The organism is Peribacillus sp. SRI_006 (assembly GCF_057586375.1).
Genome location: NZ_JBYCZT010000002.1, coordinates 340,573 through 358,700 on the forward strand (window position 1 = coordinate 340,573; position 18,128 = coordinate 358,700).

At 39.5% G+C, this 18,128-nt stretch carries 14 protein-coding genes, 1 other RNA gene and 1 pseudogene; 2 read left to right on the top strand and 14 right to left on the bottom strand.

Annotated features, from left to right (window positions below; genetic code table 11):
* Positions 1 to 159 precede the first annotated feature (159 nt).
* The 6 genes and pseudogenes from AC2YHV_RS03995 to AC2YHV_RS04020 all read right to left on the bottom strand — a co-directional run.
* Positions 160 to 360: pseudogene (locus AC2YHV_RS03995) on the bottom strand (transposase); the annotation flags it as partial.
* 349 nt (positions 361 to 709) lie between these two features.
* Positions 710 to 1,480, bottom strand: a complete 771-nt coding sequence (gene cobA / locus AC2YHV_RS04000; protein ID WP_487372640.1) for a uroporphyrinogen-III C-methyltransferase — start codon at positions 1,478 to 1,480, stop codon at positions 710 to 712.
* Between the two features lie 99 nt (positions 1,481 to 1,579).
* On the bottom strand, positions 1,580 to 3,730 hold the full coding sequence (gene nasC / locus AC2YHV_RS04005) for an assimilatory nitrate reductase catalytic subunit NasC (protein WP_487372641.1): 2,151 nt from the start codon (positions 3,728 to 3,730) through the stop codon (positions 1,580 to 1,582).
* Between the two features lie 106 nt (positions 3,731 to 3,836).
* Positions 3,837 to 6,158: a nitrite reductase large subunit NirB gene (gene nirB, locus AC2YHV_RS04010; protein ID WP_487372642.1), complete on the bottom strand. Its 2,322-nt coding sequence runs from the start codon at positions 6,156 to 6,158 to the stop codon at positions 3,837 to 3,839.
* Positions 6,159 to 6,211: 53 nt separating this feature from the next.
* Positions 6,212 to 7,417 (bottom strand): nitrate/nitrite transporter, encoded by a 1,206-nt coding sequence (locus tag AC2YHV_RS04015; RefSeq protein ID WP_268564052.1) that lies wholly within the window; start codon positions 7,415 to 7,417, stop codon positions 6,212 to 6,214.
* Positions 7,418 to 7,712: 295 nt separating this feature from the next.
* On the bottom strand, positions 7,713 to 7,835 hold the full coding sequence (locus AC2YHV_RS04020; protein WP_487372643.1) for a hypothetical protein: 123 nt from the start codon (positions 7,833 to 7,835) through the stop codon (positions 7,713 to 7,715).
* 454 nt (positions 7,836 to 8,289) lie between these two features.
* Here AC2YHV_RS04020 and AC2YHV_RS04025 point away from each other — a divergent pair, with 454 nt between their 5' ends.
* The gene (locus tag AC2YHV_RS04025; protein ID WP_034306780.1) at positions 8,290 to 8,832 is read left to right on the top strand and encodes a ribonuclease H-like YkuK family protein; all 543 of its coding nucleotides are present in this window, start codon (positions 8,290 to 8,292) and stop codon (positions 8,830 to 8,832) included.
* Between the two features lie 138 nt (positions 8,833 to 8,970).
* Here the strand turns inward: AC2YHV_RS04025 and ssrS are convergent.
* The 5 genes from ssrS to AC2YHV_RS04050 form a co-directional block, all read right to left on the bottom strand.
* Positions 8,971 to 9,157, bottom strand: a non-coding RNA gene (ssrS, locus tag AC2YHV_RS04030) — 6S RNA.
* Between the two features lie 104 nt (positions 9,158 to 9,261).
* Complete coding sequence (locus AC2YHV_RS04035; protein ID WP_487372644.1) at positions 9,262 to 10,734, bottom strand: UDP-N-acetylmuramoyl-L-alanyl-D-glutamate--2,6-diaminopimelate ligase; 1,473 nt, start codon at positions 10,732 to 10,734, stop codon at positions 9,262 to 9,264.
* Positions 10,735 to 10,938: 204 nt separating this feature from the next.
* On the bottom strand, positions 10,939 to 12,192 hold the full coding sequence (locus AC2YHV_RS04040) for an MFS transporter (protein ID WP_487372645.1): 1,254 nt from the start codon (positions 12,190 to 12,192) through the stop codon (positions 10,939 to 10,941).
* 457 nt (positions 12,193 to 12,649) lie between these two features.
* On the bottom strand, positions 12,650 to 13,531 hold the full coding sequence (locus AC2YHV_RS04045) for a mechanosensitive ion channel family protein (RefSeq protein ID WP_098864525.1): 882 nt from the start codon (positions 13,529 to 13,531) through the stop codon (positions 12,650 to 12,652).
* Positions 13,532 to 13,553: 22 nt separating this feature from the next.
* Positions 13,554 to 13,946, bottom strand: a complete 393-nt coding sequence (locus AC2YHV_RS04050) for a sporulation protein (RefSeq protein ID WP_063576204.1) — start codon at positions 13,944 to 13,946, stop codon at positions 13,554 to 13,556.
* A 647-nt stretch (positions 13,947 to 14,593) separates the two neighbouring features.
* On the opposite strand from AC2YHV_RS04050, the gene AC2YHV_RS04055 reads away from it, so the two are divergent.
* Positions 14,594 to 15,121, top strand: coding sequence for an IseA DL-endopeptidase inhibitor family protein (locus AC2YHV_RS04055; RefSeq protein ID WP_283930766.1), 528 nt, complete (start codon positions 14,594 to 14,596; stop codon positions 15,119 to 15,121).
* A gap of 175 nt (positions 15,122 to 15,296) precedes the next feature.
* Here the strand turns inward: AC2YHV_RS04055 and AC2YHV_RS04060 are convergent, their stop codons facing one another.
* The 3 genes from AC2YHV_RS04060 to AC2YHV_RS04070 all read right to left on the bottom strand — a co-directional run bounded on the left by AC2YHV_RS04060 (position 15,297) and on the right by AC2YHV_RS04070 (position 18,127).
* A complete protein-coding gene (locus tag AC2YHV_RS04060) occupies positions 15,297 to 16,286 on the bottom strand; it encodes an HAAS signaling domain-containing protein (RefSeq protein WP_487372646.1) in 990 nt (329 codons plus the stop codon).
* Complete coding sequence (locus AC2YHV_RS04065; protein WP_487372647.1) at positions 16,273 to 16,620, bottom strand: PadR family transcriptional regulator; 348 nt, start codon at positions 16,618 to 16,620, stop codon at positions 16,273 to 16,275. The genes AC2YHV_RS04060 and AC2YHV_RS04065 overlap by 14 nt, the downstream gene beginning before the upstream one ends.
* A gap of 160 nt (positions 16,621 to 16,780) precedes the next feature.
* Entirely contained in the window at positions 16,781 to 18,127 is a 1,347-nt protein-coding gene (locus tag AC2YHV_RS04070) for a GntP family permease (RefSeq protein ID WP_487372648.1), read from the bottom strand.
* Position 18,128 lies beyond the last annotated feature (1 nt).

Genomic DNA, 18,128 nt, shown 5'->3' on the forward strand with positions numbered 1-18,128 from the left:
TAGCTGTTAACATTTTTAAACTGGACATGATGACTTTCATGTCCAGTCAGTTTGCAGACAAAAGGGGTTCGGAATTAAAAGATTCCGAACCCCTTTTAAAATTCCCTTAGAATTTTGACCAAAGGTTAAGAGATTTGGTCTCATCGAGCCACTATGTTAAGCCATTTTTGTTTCAACTTCATAATTGTTTTGCGCATTGATCGAATTCCGAAGGTATATTGAATGAAGTCAGTTTAACTACTATAACCGGGTCAATACTTGAGCATCCTACCTCTGAATACATATCTTTCACCAAATCAAAATGAAAGAAAAGCCAATGGCAGCCTCCATTTTACGAACCAAATGGTTCGCTGGCACCAGTTGATCTCATTAAATAGAATCATGTTAAGAAAGCATCCTGATCACTTCAAGTTTTATTAATGCTATTTCAAAACAATGAAGACTTTAGGCAAAAGGATACTATCTAAAAGTTAAAGCAAGTTGATTGGAACGGAAGGTACGAGACTCCTGCGGGAAAAGCGAGTCCAAGGGAGACCCCGCAGGCGCAAAGGCGCCGAGGAGGCTTCCGGACCGCCCGCGGAAAGCGAGTTGCCTGAAGTGGAAATCAACGTCCAAATTTGTACAAGCAAAAAAACTGAAGACATGATGACTTTCATGTCCAGTTTTCCAGTTTCATTACAGTAAAAGTTTTTCAGGTACTCATTCCTTTCTAAGCGAACTCCTTATCTTTTATTTTCTCGGAAAACCATGATAATTTCCCGGATAAATTCACCACTTCTCCTATTACGATCATGGCGGGATTGGCAACCTGCTCTCTTGTAACGATCGCCACTATTGAATCGATTGTTCCTGTAATAGTTCGTTGAAAATCTGTCGTTCCTTGTTCGATGACTGCAATGGCAGTTTCAGGCTTCATTCCGCAGGTGCGTAATTGTTTACAGATATATGGAAGGTTTTTCATACCCATATAAATAACAATGGTGTCAACACCATGTGTCAAATGATGCCAGTTGATGTTATCAGGTTTGCCGGTCACGCAGTGTCCTGTGACAATTGCGAAGGAACTCCCCCATTCCCTGTGAGTCAGGGGAATTCCAGCATAAGCTGGCGCAGCGATTCCAGATGTGATTCCAGGGACTATTTCAAATTGAATTCCGTGCTTTGCCAGCACTTCTGCTTCCTCACCGCCTCGGCCAAAAATGAAAGGATCTCCCCCTTTTAGACGAGTAATCGTTTTTCTCTCCATTGATTTACTTATTAACAATTGATGAATATCCTCTTGAGGGACACAATGTATACCAGGCGCTTTACCGCAATAAATGTATTCAGCTTCAGGTTTGCCGTATGAAAGCAATTCACGATTTACCAATCGATCATACAAGATGACATCCGCTGCCGCGATGCATTTGATTGCCTTGACAGTAATTAAGTCCGGATCACCAGGTCCGGCACCAACAATATAGACCTTACCTTTTTCCATCCTTTATCCCCTTTTGTTGTTTAGTCATGAAATGTGATTAGCTCCCTTTTCGATTATGATTGAATCAAAAAAATATGGTGAAGGGGAAGATCCCCCCCCTTAATGAGACGTTAACTCTAATATAGGATGTACTTTTACAGCGCTGACTTTAAACCCAGGCATTTTGCATGTCGGGTCTAAATCCTGTGAAACGAGGCGATTGACATTTTGGGAGTCTGCCCAATGAAAAGGAACGAATATAGTATCATGGCGAATCGTTGCGGACCATTTGCTTCTTACAACAATACTTCCGCGCCTTGATTCAATTTTCACCAAAGTATTGTCTGAAATATGATATTTCTTGGCTGTTTCCGGATGGATTTCCATATATGATTCAAAATTTCTTGCGGCTAATGATGAGCTTTTTCTCGTTTGTACTCCTGTTAAATAGTGTGACATGATTCTTCCTGTTGTTAAATAAAGCGGAAATTCCGTACATGGCTTTTCTTTTGGAACATGAGGCACGTTATTAACCACAACCATGGCCGCCTTCCCGTCCGGGTGTGCAAAAGACGATTCGAATAACCTTTTTGTCCCTTTATGGTCAATGGATGGACATGGCCACAAAATGCCTCCTTCTTTTCTTAAGCGATCATACGTTATACCATAATAATCGGCGGTTCCCCCGCGGCTTGCCACTCTTAGTTCTTCAAATATCTCATTTGCAGATTGAAAGGGAAAATGCTCCCCTTTCCCAAGAGCTTTAGCTATATCACAAATGATTTGCCAATCATGCTTCGCTTCCCCAGGTGATGAAAAACTTGCTTCCCGCAACGTTACCCGCCCTTCCAAATTCGTCATCGTTCCTTCATCCTCTAAATAAGACGAAGTAGGTAAAATCAAATCAGCCAATCTAGCAGTTTCAGAAACGAACATATCTACTGCGACAAGAAACTTTAATTTTTTCAAAGCCTTTTTGACAAAGTTAGCATTGGGATTTGAAACAATTGGATTGGAACACATTAAAAACATGCCGGTAATTTCACCTTCATTTATCTTCTCTATCATTTCGTATGCCGACACACCTTTACGCGGCAAATCAGACTCATCAATTCCCCATATACTTGCAATATGTAATCTATGTTCCTCATTTTCAATCATGCGATACCCCGGCAGCTGGTCTGCCTTTTGGCCATGCTCCCTTGCTCCCTGCCCATTTCCCTGTCCGGTGATAGCTCCATAACCCGAATTCACTTTTCCAATTTTCCCTGTAACAATAAGAATATTAAGGAAATTACGGACAGCAGCCGAACCATCTGTTTGCTGCTCAACTCCCCTTGCTGTAAAAATCATTCCTGATTCTTCTTTCCCGAACATGGCAGCCGCTTTTTGGATTTGTTCACTTGGAACCCCTGTCATTTCTGCAATTTCCTCCAACTCTAAAGATGTGACATACTCTTTAACTTCTTTATAGCCATTTGCACGTTCCCGGATAAACGCTTCATCAATAAGATCCTCTTCAATGATCACTTTCAATAATCCGTTTGCCAAGGCGGCATCCATCCCAGGTTTCACCTTTAGATATAAGTCGGCCATTTTCGTTGTTGCGGTTTCCCGGGGATCTACAGCAATGATATATGCCCCATTTTGTTTCGCTTGCTCAAAGTACGGCATGATTGTCGGCTGGCATTCCGCAATATTCGTACCCGCCAAGATTATGCACTTTGTGAACGGAACCTCTGATAAGCTGTTGGTCAGGCCCCTGTCGATACCAAATGTTTGGCTGGCTGCCGAAGCAGCTGCAGACATGCACAAACGGCCATTATAATCTATATACTTTGTTTTTAAAGCCACCCTTGCAAACTTCCCAAGCAAATAGGCTTCTTCATTTGAAATGGATGCACTCCCATAAACAGATAATGCATTTACACCATCTTCTGCTTGTATTTTAGTGAAATTCTCCTTAATGTGGCTTAATGCTTCCTCCCATGATATTCGAACAAATTCCCCGTTTTTTTTCAATAATGGGTATTTAATTCGATCTTTATGCAAAGCATGTTGATGTGCATTCATTCCTTTAATGCATAAGCGCCCCTCTGAGGTTGGATTATCTTTTCCAATCGTCATATACTTTTTTCTTGTTACTATTGTTTGTTCCAGCAGCTGCATCTTACATTGCATGCTGCAAAATGGACATTGTGTATCATATCGTTTTTCTGATTGGACCTCTTGTTGCTTCGTGCGGAAATACTTTAATAATAATTCGGTCAAGGCTCCTCACCCTTTACTCATGGATTTCTATGGATTTTTCATGGCACAAACATTTAACCGCTTACTATGTCTTGCATCTAGTTCTCCCCTTTGTTCACTCCCTGATCTAGGCCAGTTCCAATCGTTGAGATAGTTGCTGATTAAGTTCATCATCAAACAATATTTCTCTAACATGAATTAAACCCAATCGTTCAATCCATTGCCAAGTCCGTTCTAAATAGTTGGCTGTTTCCCGGTAATATTGAATAAAGCCGATGATGATTTCAATGGCTTCTTCATTTGTGCCGGCTACACATAATAGTTCACCTGCACGTGCATCACGCCCGCTGCTTCCGCCCACATATATTTCCCAGCCCCTGTCAATGCCCATAACACCTATATCTTTCGTTGTTGATCCTGCACCGTTATGCATACAAGCGGATATGCCCATCTTTATACGGTATGGTGTTGATACTTGCTCCAATCTTTTTTCCAAATCTACAGCAAGTAATAGGGATTGCTGTTTATCACAAGAGCAAACATGTTCACCTATACATGTTTTGACGTTTTGAACGGTGTTACCATATTTCGAACTTAACGGCATATCTAAATCAGCCCACACACCTGGGAGATCTTCTTTTTTCACCCCCATTAAATGAATCCTTTGTTCACTTGTTATCGCAACCTGGGATATTTCATATTTATCGGCAACATTAGCAATTTTTCGCAAGTCATTTGCATTCGTCATCCCGCCGTACATTTGCGGGATAACTGAGTATCGGTTATCACTTTGAACTGTTGCATTCTTTTTTTCGTTTATGAAAAGAGTTTGCTGTCTGATCTCGTACTCTGGATGAATCATCCCTAAATAATAGCTCAATGCAGGCCTGCAAGTTGAACAACCTTTTGTATTTTCCCATTCAAGAGCATCCATCGCTTCTTGGACAGTCGATACGTCTTGGAGCTGCATTTTATACACAACTTCATCTTCCGTTAATTTCGTACATGAGCAAAATGCAGTTTGTTTCTCATCCTGAGTAGTAAGATTACTTTGAATATAGGTCAAAAGCTCGGTCACTGCCGGCTTACATCCGCCGCAAGAACCGGAAGCCTTTGTGCATTGTTTAACTTGTTCCACTGTCGTTAACCCCTTATTTCGAACCGCTTCAATGATTCCCCCCTTTGAAACAGCATTACAATGGCAAATGATTTCATGATTTGCCATCGAAGCGATTAACCCCTCAGCCGTATTTGGTGACTGGAACATTGAACGCCTTTCCTCTGACGATACTTCTTGCCGCTTTACAATCATATCGAGTAATCGTGAGCTGTTGTTTGTATCTCCATAAAGCACAGCACCTATGATTTTTCTTCCTTGAAAAACCAACTTTTTATAAACACTATCCAATTCATCAAAAGTTGTGATGGATTTCGTTGTTTCGTCACCAAGGAAATCACCAACAGAAAATAGCTCAACTCCTGATATTTTCAACTGGGTCGAAAGGACCGAGCCTTGGTATCCGCTGCATTTCATCTCACAAATATGCTTTGCCAGCACTTCACCTTGTTCGTAAAGAGGTTTAACAAGCCCATAAACCATGCCTTGATGTTCAGCACATTCGCCAACCGCATAAATATCTGGGATGCTGGTTTCTAAATAGTCATTTACAATGATTGCACGATTTGTATCAATTCCGCTTTCTTTGGCCAATTGAATATTCGGCCTGACTCCCGCAGCCATAACGACCAAATCTGCATCCAGCTCCGTTCCATCTTTAAAACGGACGCGCTCTACACGCTCGTTACCGATTAACTCCTGTGTTTCCTTTTTTAAAAGAAAGTTCATTCCCTGGTTTTCCAACTCTTTTTGCAGTAAAAGTGATGCCGTTGAATCGAGCTGCCTTTCCATTAAATAATCAGCGATATGAACGACATGCACTTCCATACCAAGGTTTAACAGCCCTCTCGCTGCTTCCAAACCTAACAAACCGCCTCCGATGACGACTGCTTTTTTATGTTTGCGTGAAGTTTCAATCATCTTTTGGCAATCTTCAATCGTCCGAAATGCAATGACGCCTTCTTTATCCACACCTTTGACAGGAAGAATGAACGGGACAGAACCTGTGGCAATTATCAGCTTATCGTAGTAAACTTCCCGTTCTTTGTCTGTTTTTACTTTCCTGGTCTCTTTATCGATTTTTATGACCGTTTCACCTGTGAACAATTGGATATTATTCTCCGTATACCAGTTTCGATCATTTATCGTAATATCTTCAAAAGAGGTGTTGCCTTGAAGCACAGTCGACAATAAGATTCGGTTATAGTTAACGTGCGGTTCACTTCCGAAAATAGTAATCTCAAAGGCAGTCGGATCCTTACTAATGATGGATTCAACACAACGTAATCCTGCCATTCCGTTCCCTACTAAGATCAGTTTTTGTTTATACATTTTATCCCCCCAAAAACAAGTGCTGTAAAAAGCCAAACAAAGTAAACAAAGTTCTAGATCTTAACTGAATTCTTTCCGAGTACCCACGTTTTTCTCCATGAAAGCTGAGCTAGGCCCAGGATAAGCAAAGCCACGATTCCAACTGCGGAAAATACTAAAAATCCTGTAGCATATGTGCCAGTGATCTGTTTCAACGTACCTAGTATGTTTGGAACCAAGAATCCGCCAACACCTCCGGCAGCTCCCACAATCCCTGTGATAAAACCTATTTCTTTAGAAAATCGCTGTGGAACTAACTGAAAGACAGCTCCGTTGCCCATACCGAGAAATAGCATTCCGATGAACAGAAGGATTGTAACGACAGTAAGAGAATAAAGAAAACTAATCCCAAACATACATATAGTGAGTCCAATAAATAGAAACATAAGCAGTTTAACTCCACCTATTTTATCGGCAATAAATCCTCCGACGGGACGAAAGAAACTTCCGGCGATGACACATAATGTAACGAATTCCCCCGCCCTTATTCGTGTTAACCCATACTCATCAACAAAAAAGATGCTTAAAAAGCTAGTGAACCCGACAAAGCCCCCAAAAGTCACACTGTAAAGAATACAAAAATACCAAGTGTCCGTTATTTTAAATACGTTGAAATATTCCTTTAGTGGTTTTGCCGGCGGTTGAGATGGCGCGTCTTTTGCGATTAAAATATAAATGATAAACACGATGGTTAAAGGAATCAAAGCTAATCCCATAACATTATGCCAGCCAAGAGATTCTGCAAGACGAGGTCCGAACAATGTCGCAAAAAGAGTTCCGCTGTTACCGGCACCTGCAATGCCCATCGCAAGACCCTGCAAATGCGGGGGATACCAACGACTGGCCATAGGAAGTGCTGCAGCAAAACTTGCTCCTGCCACCCCTAGTAATATCCCTATTAAATAAAGCTCTGCTAAACTTTCACCGAATAACCATCCCCAAAAAAGTGGAATCATCGTTACAAGCATCCCGCCGATTGCGGTTTTCCGCGGGCCGATGCGGTCAGTCAAAAAACCAAGGACGATTCGAAAAAACGAGCCTCCCAAAATCGGAATAGCCACAATCAAGCCTTTTTCAGCTGGGGAAAGTCCGAAATCCTTTGTAATATAGACACCGAGTGCCCCTAATAATACCCAAATCATAAAACTGATATCAAAATAAAGGAATGAAGCTAATAATGACGGAGCATGACCGCTTTTTTTCAATTCAGATATTTTCATTTTTCATCTCTCCAATACTTTATTAATTGAATATTCGTTTATTTTACTCTTATAAAAGTAAGATTTCTTTGTTTATGTAAGAAAACATCACACACTTTTTTTGTAAGTTATTAAATTGTTTAAAGTAGGTATTGGTCAAAATTTAATAAATTCATTTCCTTTTTCTTATAAAAATCGCATGATATTGTGGTTTACTTAGGTGATGTAAAGTTACATGCTTGTTTAACTTTTCATTTATGGCCGGAATAAACTCCAAGAACATTTTGAAATATTCTCCATACAAAAAAAGAGAAGCCTAATGCTTAAGCTTCTCTTCCAGCCTGTAGATAAACCTGACTATAATGGAGTTTTTTTTCAGTTTTATATTTGTCCGTTCATTCATTCCAGCCACCCGCTCCCAAACAACTTTGTTTAACATAAGTTAGAACTCCTTTTACCTACAGTCTTTTTTGTTTAGGCTGTTTTCGCATACTTTGTTGCTATTTACTAAGTAGTGCGGTGTGGTTGATTTCCCCTCCAGATGCTCGCTTTCCGCGGGGCGGGCGGTGAGCCTCCTCGGCGTAAACGCCTGTGGGGTCTCACCTGTCCCGCTGCTCCCGCAGGAGTCTCGCACTTCCGCTCCAATCAACCTTAAATAGTTTCGTTTTAAAAACAACAATCTTTACGAAAAGAGCCTTTGTTTTTAAATAGAAGAAATAAAACTTGAGGTGATATCCATTCAGCGAGATCAACTTTAAATGATGACTGCCTCTTCTTTAGAGGCGGGTTCTTCCCACGGCACGAAACAAGGACCTCTTTCATATGATGTGTTATGAACGGTATGAGATATTTAATAATCTGATTCTATCCGGGGAAAGGTTGGGTACAATAATATGAAGCAATATCCATTTCAGAACATCCCATTTCAAAATCTTCAGAAAAAGGATATGTCCTTTGAAGAGGTATTCGTTCATATTGTTGAGTTTATGGAATTAAATCCTTCCGGTAACTATCAATTAATGGTCGGGACAGATTCGCAAGTACATAAAAAACATACGGTTTTCATTACAGGCATCGTAATACGGCAGGTCGGAAATGGTGTATGGGGTTGTATAAGAAAAGTGATGATCCCTAGAAGGATGCTGCATTTACATGAACGTATCTCTCAAGAGTTGTCGTTAACAGAGGAAATCGTATCACTGTTTACAGAAGAAAGAAAAAATCAATTAATCGATATTGTCCTGCCTGCTGTATATCAAGGTGCGACGTTCACAATGGAAGGTCACATTGATATCGGGGTTGGAAAGCGAAACAAAACCAGTGAGTTTGTAAAAGAAATGGTAGCCAGGATGGAATCCATGGGGGTGGAACCAAAAATCAAACCGGATGCTTTCGTAGCTTCAAGTTATGCCAACCGTTATACAAAACAAGAGTGAATGTTTACAAAAATATGTAATTGCACAATATGGTTTGGGAATTTTCAGACGGCAAAGCGTTACATACTTTTTTTCGGTATGCAATTTTAAATAAGCAAAAAACCGGCCTCAGACCGAGACCGGCTTTAACATTTTAAGATATAAGCCGCCAATGCCGTATTCAGTAAGAAAGTTTTAAACCACCACTCCTCAAAGTGGGTGTTTGCAGAAAAAATCCTGTTGTCCAAGTCAGTGACGAGGCATAACATTCCTGTTTCAATATAAAACTCCCTATTACAGCTTAAAGGTTAAAACTTTATTATCATTACGAACAGTGCAGCTTGTATAATTATCATACCTGAATTACTCACATGTTACAATGTTAATAATCACCATTTTAAAATCGCTTATGGCTATGGAATGGATGGAAGCTGGATTCGTTATAATCAACTATTGATCAAAATAACCGATAAAATCCCCTTGGGCCTCATTTTGAAGATATAATACCGTTTCTTTGTCAGAAATGGTTGGCAGTCCGAATTTTTGATCATACCTCTCAATTCCTTTACCTGTAATGATAATCCAATCCCCTTCTTTTCCTGCTTGTAACGCCTCCTGGATAGCAAAGGTACGATCAGGAATAACCTTCCCATTTCCAGCTGAGTAATCGCTAAGCAGTTTATTTAGTGTGGATTCCATCCCGTCCGAATTCAGATCATCCATTGTCAAAATCAAAACATCACTATGTTCCGAAGATACTTTAACCATTTCAGCCCTTTTGGTTGTATCTCGTCCACCCCGAAACCCAAAGATATGATAAATCTTTTTGGCCCCACATTCTTTGGCCGTTTGAAGCATGTGATGAATGGCATCTGCAGTATGTGCATAATCGATGACTATAGTCGGCCCAGATGCTTTCTTATATATTTCAAACCTTCCTGGTACACCGGAAAATCGTTTCAATGAAGTGAGAATTTCCTGTTTTGAAATTGGAAACATCTTCGCTACGGAATAGGCAGCTGTTGCGTTATATAAATTATGAAGTCCAGGTAAAGGTAACTCAATTTTCACAAAGTCATGATTCTCATTCAATAAAATAAAGGGGTTCGTTGCGGTATTATAATTGGTTATGGCTAAATCGCAGCGATTGGATTTTCCAAAAACAAAGGCTCTGACATTCTTCTCCCTTAAGTATTCTTGCAGTTTCCCCCCCCAGAAATCATCTCCATTAATAACCGCAAGACCACTAGGTTTTAATTTTTCAAAAAGCAGTAATTTTGCCAGGAAATAATCCTCCATCGTACCGTGGAAGTCAAGATGGTCATGATACAAATTCGTGAAGACACAGAAATCAAATTCAATTCCTTCTAAACGGTATTGAGCTAATCCATGTGAAGACACTTCCATTATGACAACCATGTCCCTACTTTCAACCAGCAAGGAATTCAATTCCATGGTACCTGGAGTCGTATTATGCGAATCGACTTTGTTCCCATTGATAATATGCTGTATCGTACCAATGACTGAACAGGTTACTCCATTCTCTTCTAATATTTGCTGAAGCATATAGCTAGTTGTAGTTTTTCCATTTGTGCCCGTAATTCCTATCATTATTTTTTGATTGCTGGGATCTCCATAAAACCTTTTGGCGATTTGTCCTAATGCTTTACGGCTGTTCTCCACTCTTAAATAAGGAACTTCCAAACCCTTAATATCTCGATTGCCAATCACAGCCGATGCCCCTAAGCGAATTGCATCATTGATGTAATTATGGCCATCGGACTTATATCCGGTTACGGCAACAAAAAGGAATCCTTTTTTTATTTCTTTAGAGTTATCGGTTACACCTGTTATGGATATATGTTCAACGTCCTTCGGCAAATCCCCGTTTATCGCTTCTTTCAATATGTCTTTAAGGATCATTAACTTTTCTCCTTTGTAAGCTATTCACTTGCATAAGTACAATAAGCTCATTTTTAGTATTAACCAGTACTCCTAAAATAAATATAAATCCAGAATTTGTAAGTTTCAATGACAGTATGAAGAAAAAAGAAAGAAAAGCAGCCAATTTTGGCTGCTTTTCTAATGGTTGTAGCTGTATTTAGGTGCTGGCACACCGCAAGATGCTTACGATTGAACTTCCAGAGGTTTCGTTTCGGCCTTCTGATTGTACAATGGCAATATGAAAAACATTCCTAGAATAAAAAAGAAAGCGGCGGTTTCAAATATGGCGACGAGTGAAAATTGCTCTTTCAGCACGCCTGCCGCGCTCATGGTCAACACCATCGATCCAGTGAATAATGGGCTTAAGATTCCATTGACCCTTCCGATGAACTCTCCCTCGGTCTTCTGCAATATCAATGTATTGATCCCGATTTGGATACAAGGAAGCATTAGCCCATTAAAGAACTCGGCAGTAAGTGTAATCCAAAGATTTGTCGAAAGCCCCATTACCGCCAACCCTATGGCATTCACAAGCATTCCGAAGGCTAATAATCTTTGAGGTGCCACCTTTTTGGCAAAGATCATTACACCGGCTCCGCCTAAAATCATACCAAACCCATTCACCATAAATAACCATTGGAGATTTTCCTTAGGCAGTTCCAGTTGTTCTGTAACAAGGAATATCGAGAGCGGCTGAATGAAACCCAGTCCGAGCCCGGCAGCCAGAAAACATAAACCAAGCAAACTTAGTTCTTTTTTTCGTAATACGTAGTTCACACCGCTTTTCATTTCCTGCCATAATGTTGTTTTTGCTGTCCCCTCATTCAGTTTGCGATCTTTTGGAAGAAAGGCGAGTGCGCCAGCTGAAAGTAGAAACGCCAGGCCAGTAATCGCAATCGAGGTGTTGATCCCGAAAGATTGGAAGGCAAATGTACCAAGAATCGGACCTAAAACCATAAATACTGCGAAAACGGTCTGATAAACTGACATCCCTGTCTGGATTTGACTTTCTGGCAAATGCATCTTAAATAGCTTCATGCCCGATGGCTGAGAAAATTGAGAAAGTATCGCCGAAATTAAAGTTGCGAAGAAAACCATTTTCCAACTGCCGAAGATTAGCGAGATAAGGACAGCAAATACAGACATTGCACTTAAAATATCACACCAAACCATCGTTTTTTTCGGACTCCAGCGGTCAGCAAATGTGCCTCCAATAAATGAAAAAATAAAAATGGGTGCGAATTCTGCTACTGATATCATGGAAATGGCAAAGGCATCTCCATTTGTCTTTTCCATGACGAATAACAAAACGGCAAAATTCCGTACCCATATCCCTATTTGTAAAAACAGCCCTGAGAAGATAATGGCCTGGAATACTCTATTTTTAAAAATGTTAGGTTCCTTTTTATTTAATGTTTCAGATGTGTTATTCGCCAATATAAAAACCTCCTGTGAAATATCTGGACAGGAGGCAGTACAATACAAATATAACAAGGAAAAATATCCCAATCGAAGGACACAATGATCTTTGTTTGTATTTTAATGTACAGACTAATCCTATCCAGAAAAAAATTCGTTTTAAGCACGCATTTTTTCTTAAAAAATAGGATTAAATGATCATTGTTTAAAGGTCACCCTTCCATTTTATGTTATTTTCATAATAATTTATTTAATCTGATAAATCAAGGGAAAAATTAATAAAATAAAACTATTTTTTTGGATGGGTTTGTTCTATTTTTCTAATATAAAAAATGGACTTCCTTTAAAAGAAAGCCCTTTTATTCCTTAAGTTTCAAAAGGCTGCAGCCGAATATGGCTTCTGCCCTTTGTTACCTTATCCATCATTTTTTCATGATCTTTTCCCGATTATCTCAAGCAAATGTGTTTCTTCTTTTCAGTTTTCCAATAAACGTTCCTGATTAGGATTGCCCTGTACAAGCAAATGGGAAGATGGCATTAGAATTTGATGTTCATGTAAAGCAGTCATCATTTCAAACCTCACGCTTCTCGATGTTTCAAAGTAATCATCAGGTTTCACAAGTCCCACTATGCATAGTTCATATCCAACATATTTTAGATTCGGATTTAAATCCGTAATGCCTATGTATCTAAAATCCTCTTCGGGTGTACCATCTTCTAGCCTTAGAAGGCTTTCACCATACTTATCATTACAGATAATACATATATCCTCCAACAGCCGTTTTACCTTTTCAGGATTTTCCTGGTAACTTACTGTAATGCGTTCAATGATTCGCATTCTCCCTTTATTAAAATTTTGAATCGTCCTGATTTCACTATGTGGGATGGTCAGCAATTTTCCTGACCATTCCCTGATCTGCATGAACCGGATACCGATTTCCTCAATCGTCCCGGAACTTGTCCCGTTGAATGTCACGAAATTCCCGACTCGGAATTCATTATCCGAAAGCCTTACAAATCCCAATAAGATATCCTTAAGCATTTGCTGAGCGGCAAATCCGATCACGACCCCTAAAATACCAGCTCCAGCTAAAATTCCTTTTAGGTCTATAAACTGTCCAATCAAATATATAAGGAAAAGCCCGGATATACCGTACCTAAGAGAAGAACGAGTAACCCCCTGTATTGTTTTTTCGACTTCCTCGTCGAAAAAATTGGATCTTCTAAAAAACCATTCAACCAGTTTATTCAAAATATAATAAACAGCCAATAACAGTATAGCCAAAATGAAAAGCCTCAATAATAAAAATTCTTCCCAGTAATCCACAGCAAGCTCAGAAAGTTTCAAGATATTCATGTTTTCACCTCCATTTTCACGTTTATTCAGATTCGATTAAAATCCAGTCATCATCCTTTCCGATTATCCCTTTATCAAGGATAAGTCTCGTTTTAAGGCGATAGGATACCCCTCGCTTATAAGGCTCCTTCAATATAGGCAGACAAAAGTTGAAAGGAATTTCGTTGCTTTCCCCTGAATTTATCTCCCTTGTAGACAAAATGGTGCTCGTTTTAAGGATCTCTTCCATTCCCGTAGAATGAGTATCCATGATCAAATCACATTCAATCCTTCTTATTCTTTGCGCAAGGGTACCACCCTTAATCAAAAAATATCCATTTATGCATTCACCGGATTTATACGTATTTTTCGGAAGGATTAAATCTATTTGTGCAGAACCTATTCCTAAAAGTAGCAAAGATTTTCTAAGTATCAAAGAATACACTCCATTTATATTTATTTGTTTTTCTATTAAAACCTACATGTTTATACATTTCCTTAAGGGGACTACAAAAAAACCTTTACCACTTTGGTAAAGGTTTACTAAAACAAAATAGACCTTTACCAATAGGTAAGGTCTGGCTAACAACAATATGCTGCCAACAACACCGAGAGCAAAGAGCTCCGTAATGACGACATTGTTGTAAAAGCTACTCCCCTTTGGAGAATGTATTCAAGTATATAATTTATAATACGGTAGAATTAGAAAGTTTGTCAAACCATTATATTTTATTTTTTTCGGGCTCTGCCCGGGTAATTCGGGTTATTTGAACATATCTTGTTATTAATGAAAATATAATGAATGAACTTGTCCGTTGAAAGTATTCACTTCTTGGTTTTAAAAAGGTCAGTTGGTGGAATAGGAAGTATGTAACCTCATTCTATTGCAAATCTGTGAACGCCCTTTCAAAAAGAATATAGTGAACAAATTATGAATATGTAATAAAACCTAAAATTTATTTAAAAATTTACAAGATTTCTCTTTTACTTATGCCAAACATGTTGTAATATAAATGTAACAATTGTAATATTTATTAAACTTTCGTTACATAAGTATCCTATTAAGGATTGGGGAGATATGATATGAAAAAACTTTTAGGTATGTTATTATCCATTATCATTTTATTTTTCACATTAAGTGGTCCGGTTACCGCAAAAACGACATCATTGTCTGACGCAAATGCATTAAAGATAGCCGATAATGCCAGCAAACATTTTTGGAGTGCTTTATATGGATACAAAACCCGTTCATGTTCACAAAAAACTTTCAATTATAAAGGGACAGAGTATTCATACCTTTGCCAAGAGTTTAATACAAAAGATAAATTGACTGCCTACTTAGCAGAGACATTTACTAATAATGCAGTTGAAAAAGGGCTGACTAAATATAATTACATTACCCATAAAGGGAAATTAGCCCGTCCAGTCGGAGACGGCTTTAGCATGTTAGAGTGGAAAAAAGCAAAAATTAAATTAGTCTATCAAAAACAAAACGTTAGGTCATACAATTTAACAGTACCTACAGTCGACGGTGAGTCAGTAAAAAGAACGGTGACCTTTTATAAGTCCGGATCTACTTGGAAAGTCAATCAGTTCGATGCAGTTCAATAAAACATTGGTTTAAATGTAACGCCTCATATGCTGTATAGTTAGTTAAAAACTATATGACATATGAGGTGTTTTTTTGTTGACCATTATATCTTGAGAAATAATCTTTCTGGCTTGTATCAGCTCACCTTTCACTTCACAAAACATTCAAAAAAAAACACAGCTAGGATGCTGTGCCTTAACGGATTTTTGCCTTTCGGAAGCCTTGATAGGTATCGTAGGCGGCAAAAATGATGGAGAGGAGTATGAGACCCCAGTATATCGAGCTTTTCCATTCATCGATTGAGAATAGTGTTCTTTGGTATGCAAGGAATTCCGGGTTCAATAAATCAGGATTACTAATGATGATGATGAAGGCCAGAGTGTACAACAGCTGGTATATGGCATGAAAAAAAGCTAATTTCAGGGTCCATCGACCTAAAAATAATTTATATATCGCTAAGAGCACCCCAATGATAATGACGCAAGATACCAGCAGCCAATAGGAATTCAATACATCTTGATTAAAAGAAGGTGTCACGAAAATGAGACTGCCATTTCTTTTTTCATAGACGCCTAACAGGTTTGCTGCATTGAAATAAAGGGCTGCAAATACGGAAAGGCCTAACAAACTTGCAAAAACCTCGATCATAGGGACCGCTTTTATCTTTGAAATGTTCGGAATATCTTTTAAGTTTTCCGGTGTCCATGGTTTCAAGTCTTTTGTTACGGGCGACTGGTCTTTTGAAGTGTCCAAGCGTTCTAAAATGGCAAATGAAAGCGTTAACCAGAAAAACACTTGGATACCTGTACTGATGATACTTGAAATTCCTTTCCCGATTATTTTTAAAATTGCTTCCATAACCGTATTCCCCGCATCCCGAAACGGATTGTCCCCTACTAATGCGATCAGTGAAATGACTGCAGCGATTGGTAAAATCATCTTCAACAGACTGATATAAACATCATAATAACGAGGTCCGATCAGATGCATTGGCCGATCACGATAACCACTTGCCAGTGTAACCGGATCTCCTAATTTTAAAAGTACCGCTTTCACGTCTTGCTCCGTATGATCATCCGGAAGCATATCTTCGATTATGGATTGAAGCTCAAGCGCAATATCCGCCCGGTTTTTTTCTGGCAGCCTTCGGGTCACTTCCTGAATATAAAGTTCAATCAGCTCCATCTTCTCCCTCTCCTTTTAATAATATATAAAGCTCTTGAGAAGTTTTTCCCCATTCTTCCTTTAACTGCGTGAAGATTTCTCCCCCATAATCACTTAAAGAATAGTACTTGCGCGGTCTACTTTCAGAAGTATCCCAGCTGCTGGTCACCAATTCTTGTTTTTCCAGGCGGCGAAGCAAAGGATATAAAGTACTTTGATCAATGGTAATTCCAGACTTCTCTAAACGCTGGACAAGCGAGTACCCATACTGCGGAGTTTTTAGCTGACTTAAGACAGCTAAAGTCAAAGTGCCTCTGCGCAGCTCAGTGGTTAATGAATTCAGTAAAGTGCTCATCCAATCACCCCTTCTCTATACTATGTGACGTACACCATACCTTATACTATGCATCATACACTATTTTAGTTCTTACAACACCATAAAAATGAAAATATATTTTATTTAAAGCATAAAAAAGAGAAGCGGGTCACGCCTCTCCGTTTTTCCAATATTCATATTACACAAGAATGACCCACAATATCATCGTCGTGATAATCGTGACCACTCCTTGTATTAAGGTTGCCATTGTTTGAGCTTTATAGGCATCCGTCACTTTCATCCCGCTAAATTGGGTGACCACCCAGAAGAAGCTATCATTTACATGACTTACTGTCATCGCACCTGCTCCAACAGCCATGACTACCAATGCAAGAGGAACAGCCCCTTCAATACCCAACGTTGGAAGCATGGGGGCAATCAAAGATGAAGTGATGACCAGTGATGCTGTCGAAGAACCCTGAGCCGTTTTCAACCCAGCAGCAATTAGGAACGGGACCAACAGGAACAAGGAACCGCTAAAGATGCTGCCCATATCCCAACTTTGGATGATGTCTGCAATCCCCGTATTTTTAATGACGGTACCAAATGCTCCGCCCGCCCCGGTGATCAATAAAATTGGCGCAGCATCTAATAAGGCAGCTCCTATCCAGTTTGTTAATGTTTCTTCATCATACTTAGGCAGCAATGTTAAAGCGGAAATTACTCCTACGAGCAATGCGATGACCGGCTGGCCCAAGAATACGAAAAATGCGGCAATCCCCCCTTCCGTTCCAAAGAGCGTTAATACAGAACTGGCTCCAATCAGGACAATCGGTAAAACGATCGGTAAAAATGATTGTAAGGCAGAAGGCATCTTGCCGAATGAACGAACAATTTCATCATAATTGTAATCCAGGTCACTTCGGTCATCTTCAACTTCTATCTTGGTCGCTACTTTCATTGACCATATATAACCAGCAAGTGCAGCTGGTATGGCCGTAATAAGACCTATCAAAATGACAGTCCCCAAGTATCCGTCCGCTCCGATATTTCCGGCTGCCGCAATTGGCCCTGGAGTTGGAGGTACAAGTGTATGTGTTGCATACAAACCAGTTGCAAGTGCAACTGACATGGAAGCAACTGCTACTTTTGCGCGTCTTGCCAACGCTTTTCTTAAGCTCGATAAAATAACGAAACCTGAATCGCAAAAAACGGGTATGGATACGATAAAGCCAATCATACTCATGGCAAGCTGCGGTCTTTTAGGGCCGACAATCCTCAATACAACTTCGGCCATTCTTAATGCGGCACCGGCCTTTTCCAAAATGGTCCCGATTATTGTACCGAAAACGATTACAAGTCCAATGCTTGTCATCAATCCGCCAAAACCGCCGTTGATATTCTCAACAATCTGATCCAGAGGCATTCCAGAAGCAAAACCCACAAATAAAGTGCCTAATAGAAGCGATAAGAACGGATGCAGCTTGAATTTAGTTGTCGAAAAAACAATTAAGAACACGCCGATGGCCAAAACAATAAATAACATA

What these genes read in the sequence shown, in the direction of transcription:
- AC2YHV_RS04065 (WP_487372647.1), bottom strand. Translation starts at nt 16,620, where the DNA reads ATGAGCACTTTACTGAATTCATTAACCACTGAGCTGCGCAGAGGCACT.
- nirB (WP_487372642.1), bottom strand. Translation starts at nt 6,158, where the DNA reads ATGTATAAACAAAAACTGATCTTAGTAGGGAACGGAATGGCAGGATTA.
- AC2YHV_RS04035 (WP_487372644.1), bottom strand. Translation starts at nt 10,734, where the DNA reads ATGATCCTTAAAGACATATTGAAAGAAGCGATAAACGGGGATTTGCCG.
- AC2YHV_RS04070 (WP_487372648.1), bottom strand. Translation starts at nt 18,127, where the DNA reads ATGTTATTTATTGTTTTGGCCATCGGCGTGTTCTTAATTGTTTTTTCG.
- AC2YHV_RS04055 (WP_283930766.1), top strand. Translation starts at nt 14,594, where the DNA reads ATGAAAAAACTTTTAGGTATGTTATTATCCATTATCATTTTATTTTTC.
- AC2YHV_RS04060 (WP_487372646.1), bottom strand. Translation starts at nt 16,286, where the DNA reads ATGGAGCTGATTGAACTTTATATTCAGGAAGTGACCCGAAGGCTGCCA.
- AC2YHV_RS04020 (WP_487372643.1), bottom strand. Translation starts at nt 7,835, where the DNA reads ATGTTAAACAAAGTTGTTTGGGAGCGGGTGGCTGGAATGAATGAACGG.
- AC2YHV_RS04015 (WP_268564052.1), bottom strand. Translation starts at nt 7,417, where the DNA reads ATGAAAATATCTGAATTGAAAAAAAGCGGTCATGCTCCGTCATTATTA.
- cobA (WP_487372640.1), bottom strand. Translation starts at nt 1,480, where the DNA reads ATGGAAAAAGGTAAGGTCTATATTGTTGGTGCCGGACCTGGTGATCCG.
- AC2YHV_RS04025 (WP_034306780.1), top strand. Translation starts at nt 8,290, where the DNA reads ATGAAGCAATATCCATTTCAGAACATCCCATTTCAAAATCTTCAGAAA.
- AC2YHV_RS04045 (WP_098864525.1), bottom strand. Translation starts at nt 13,531, where the DNA reads ATGAATATCTTGAAACTTTCTGAGCTTGCTGTGGATTACTGGGAAGAA.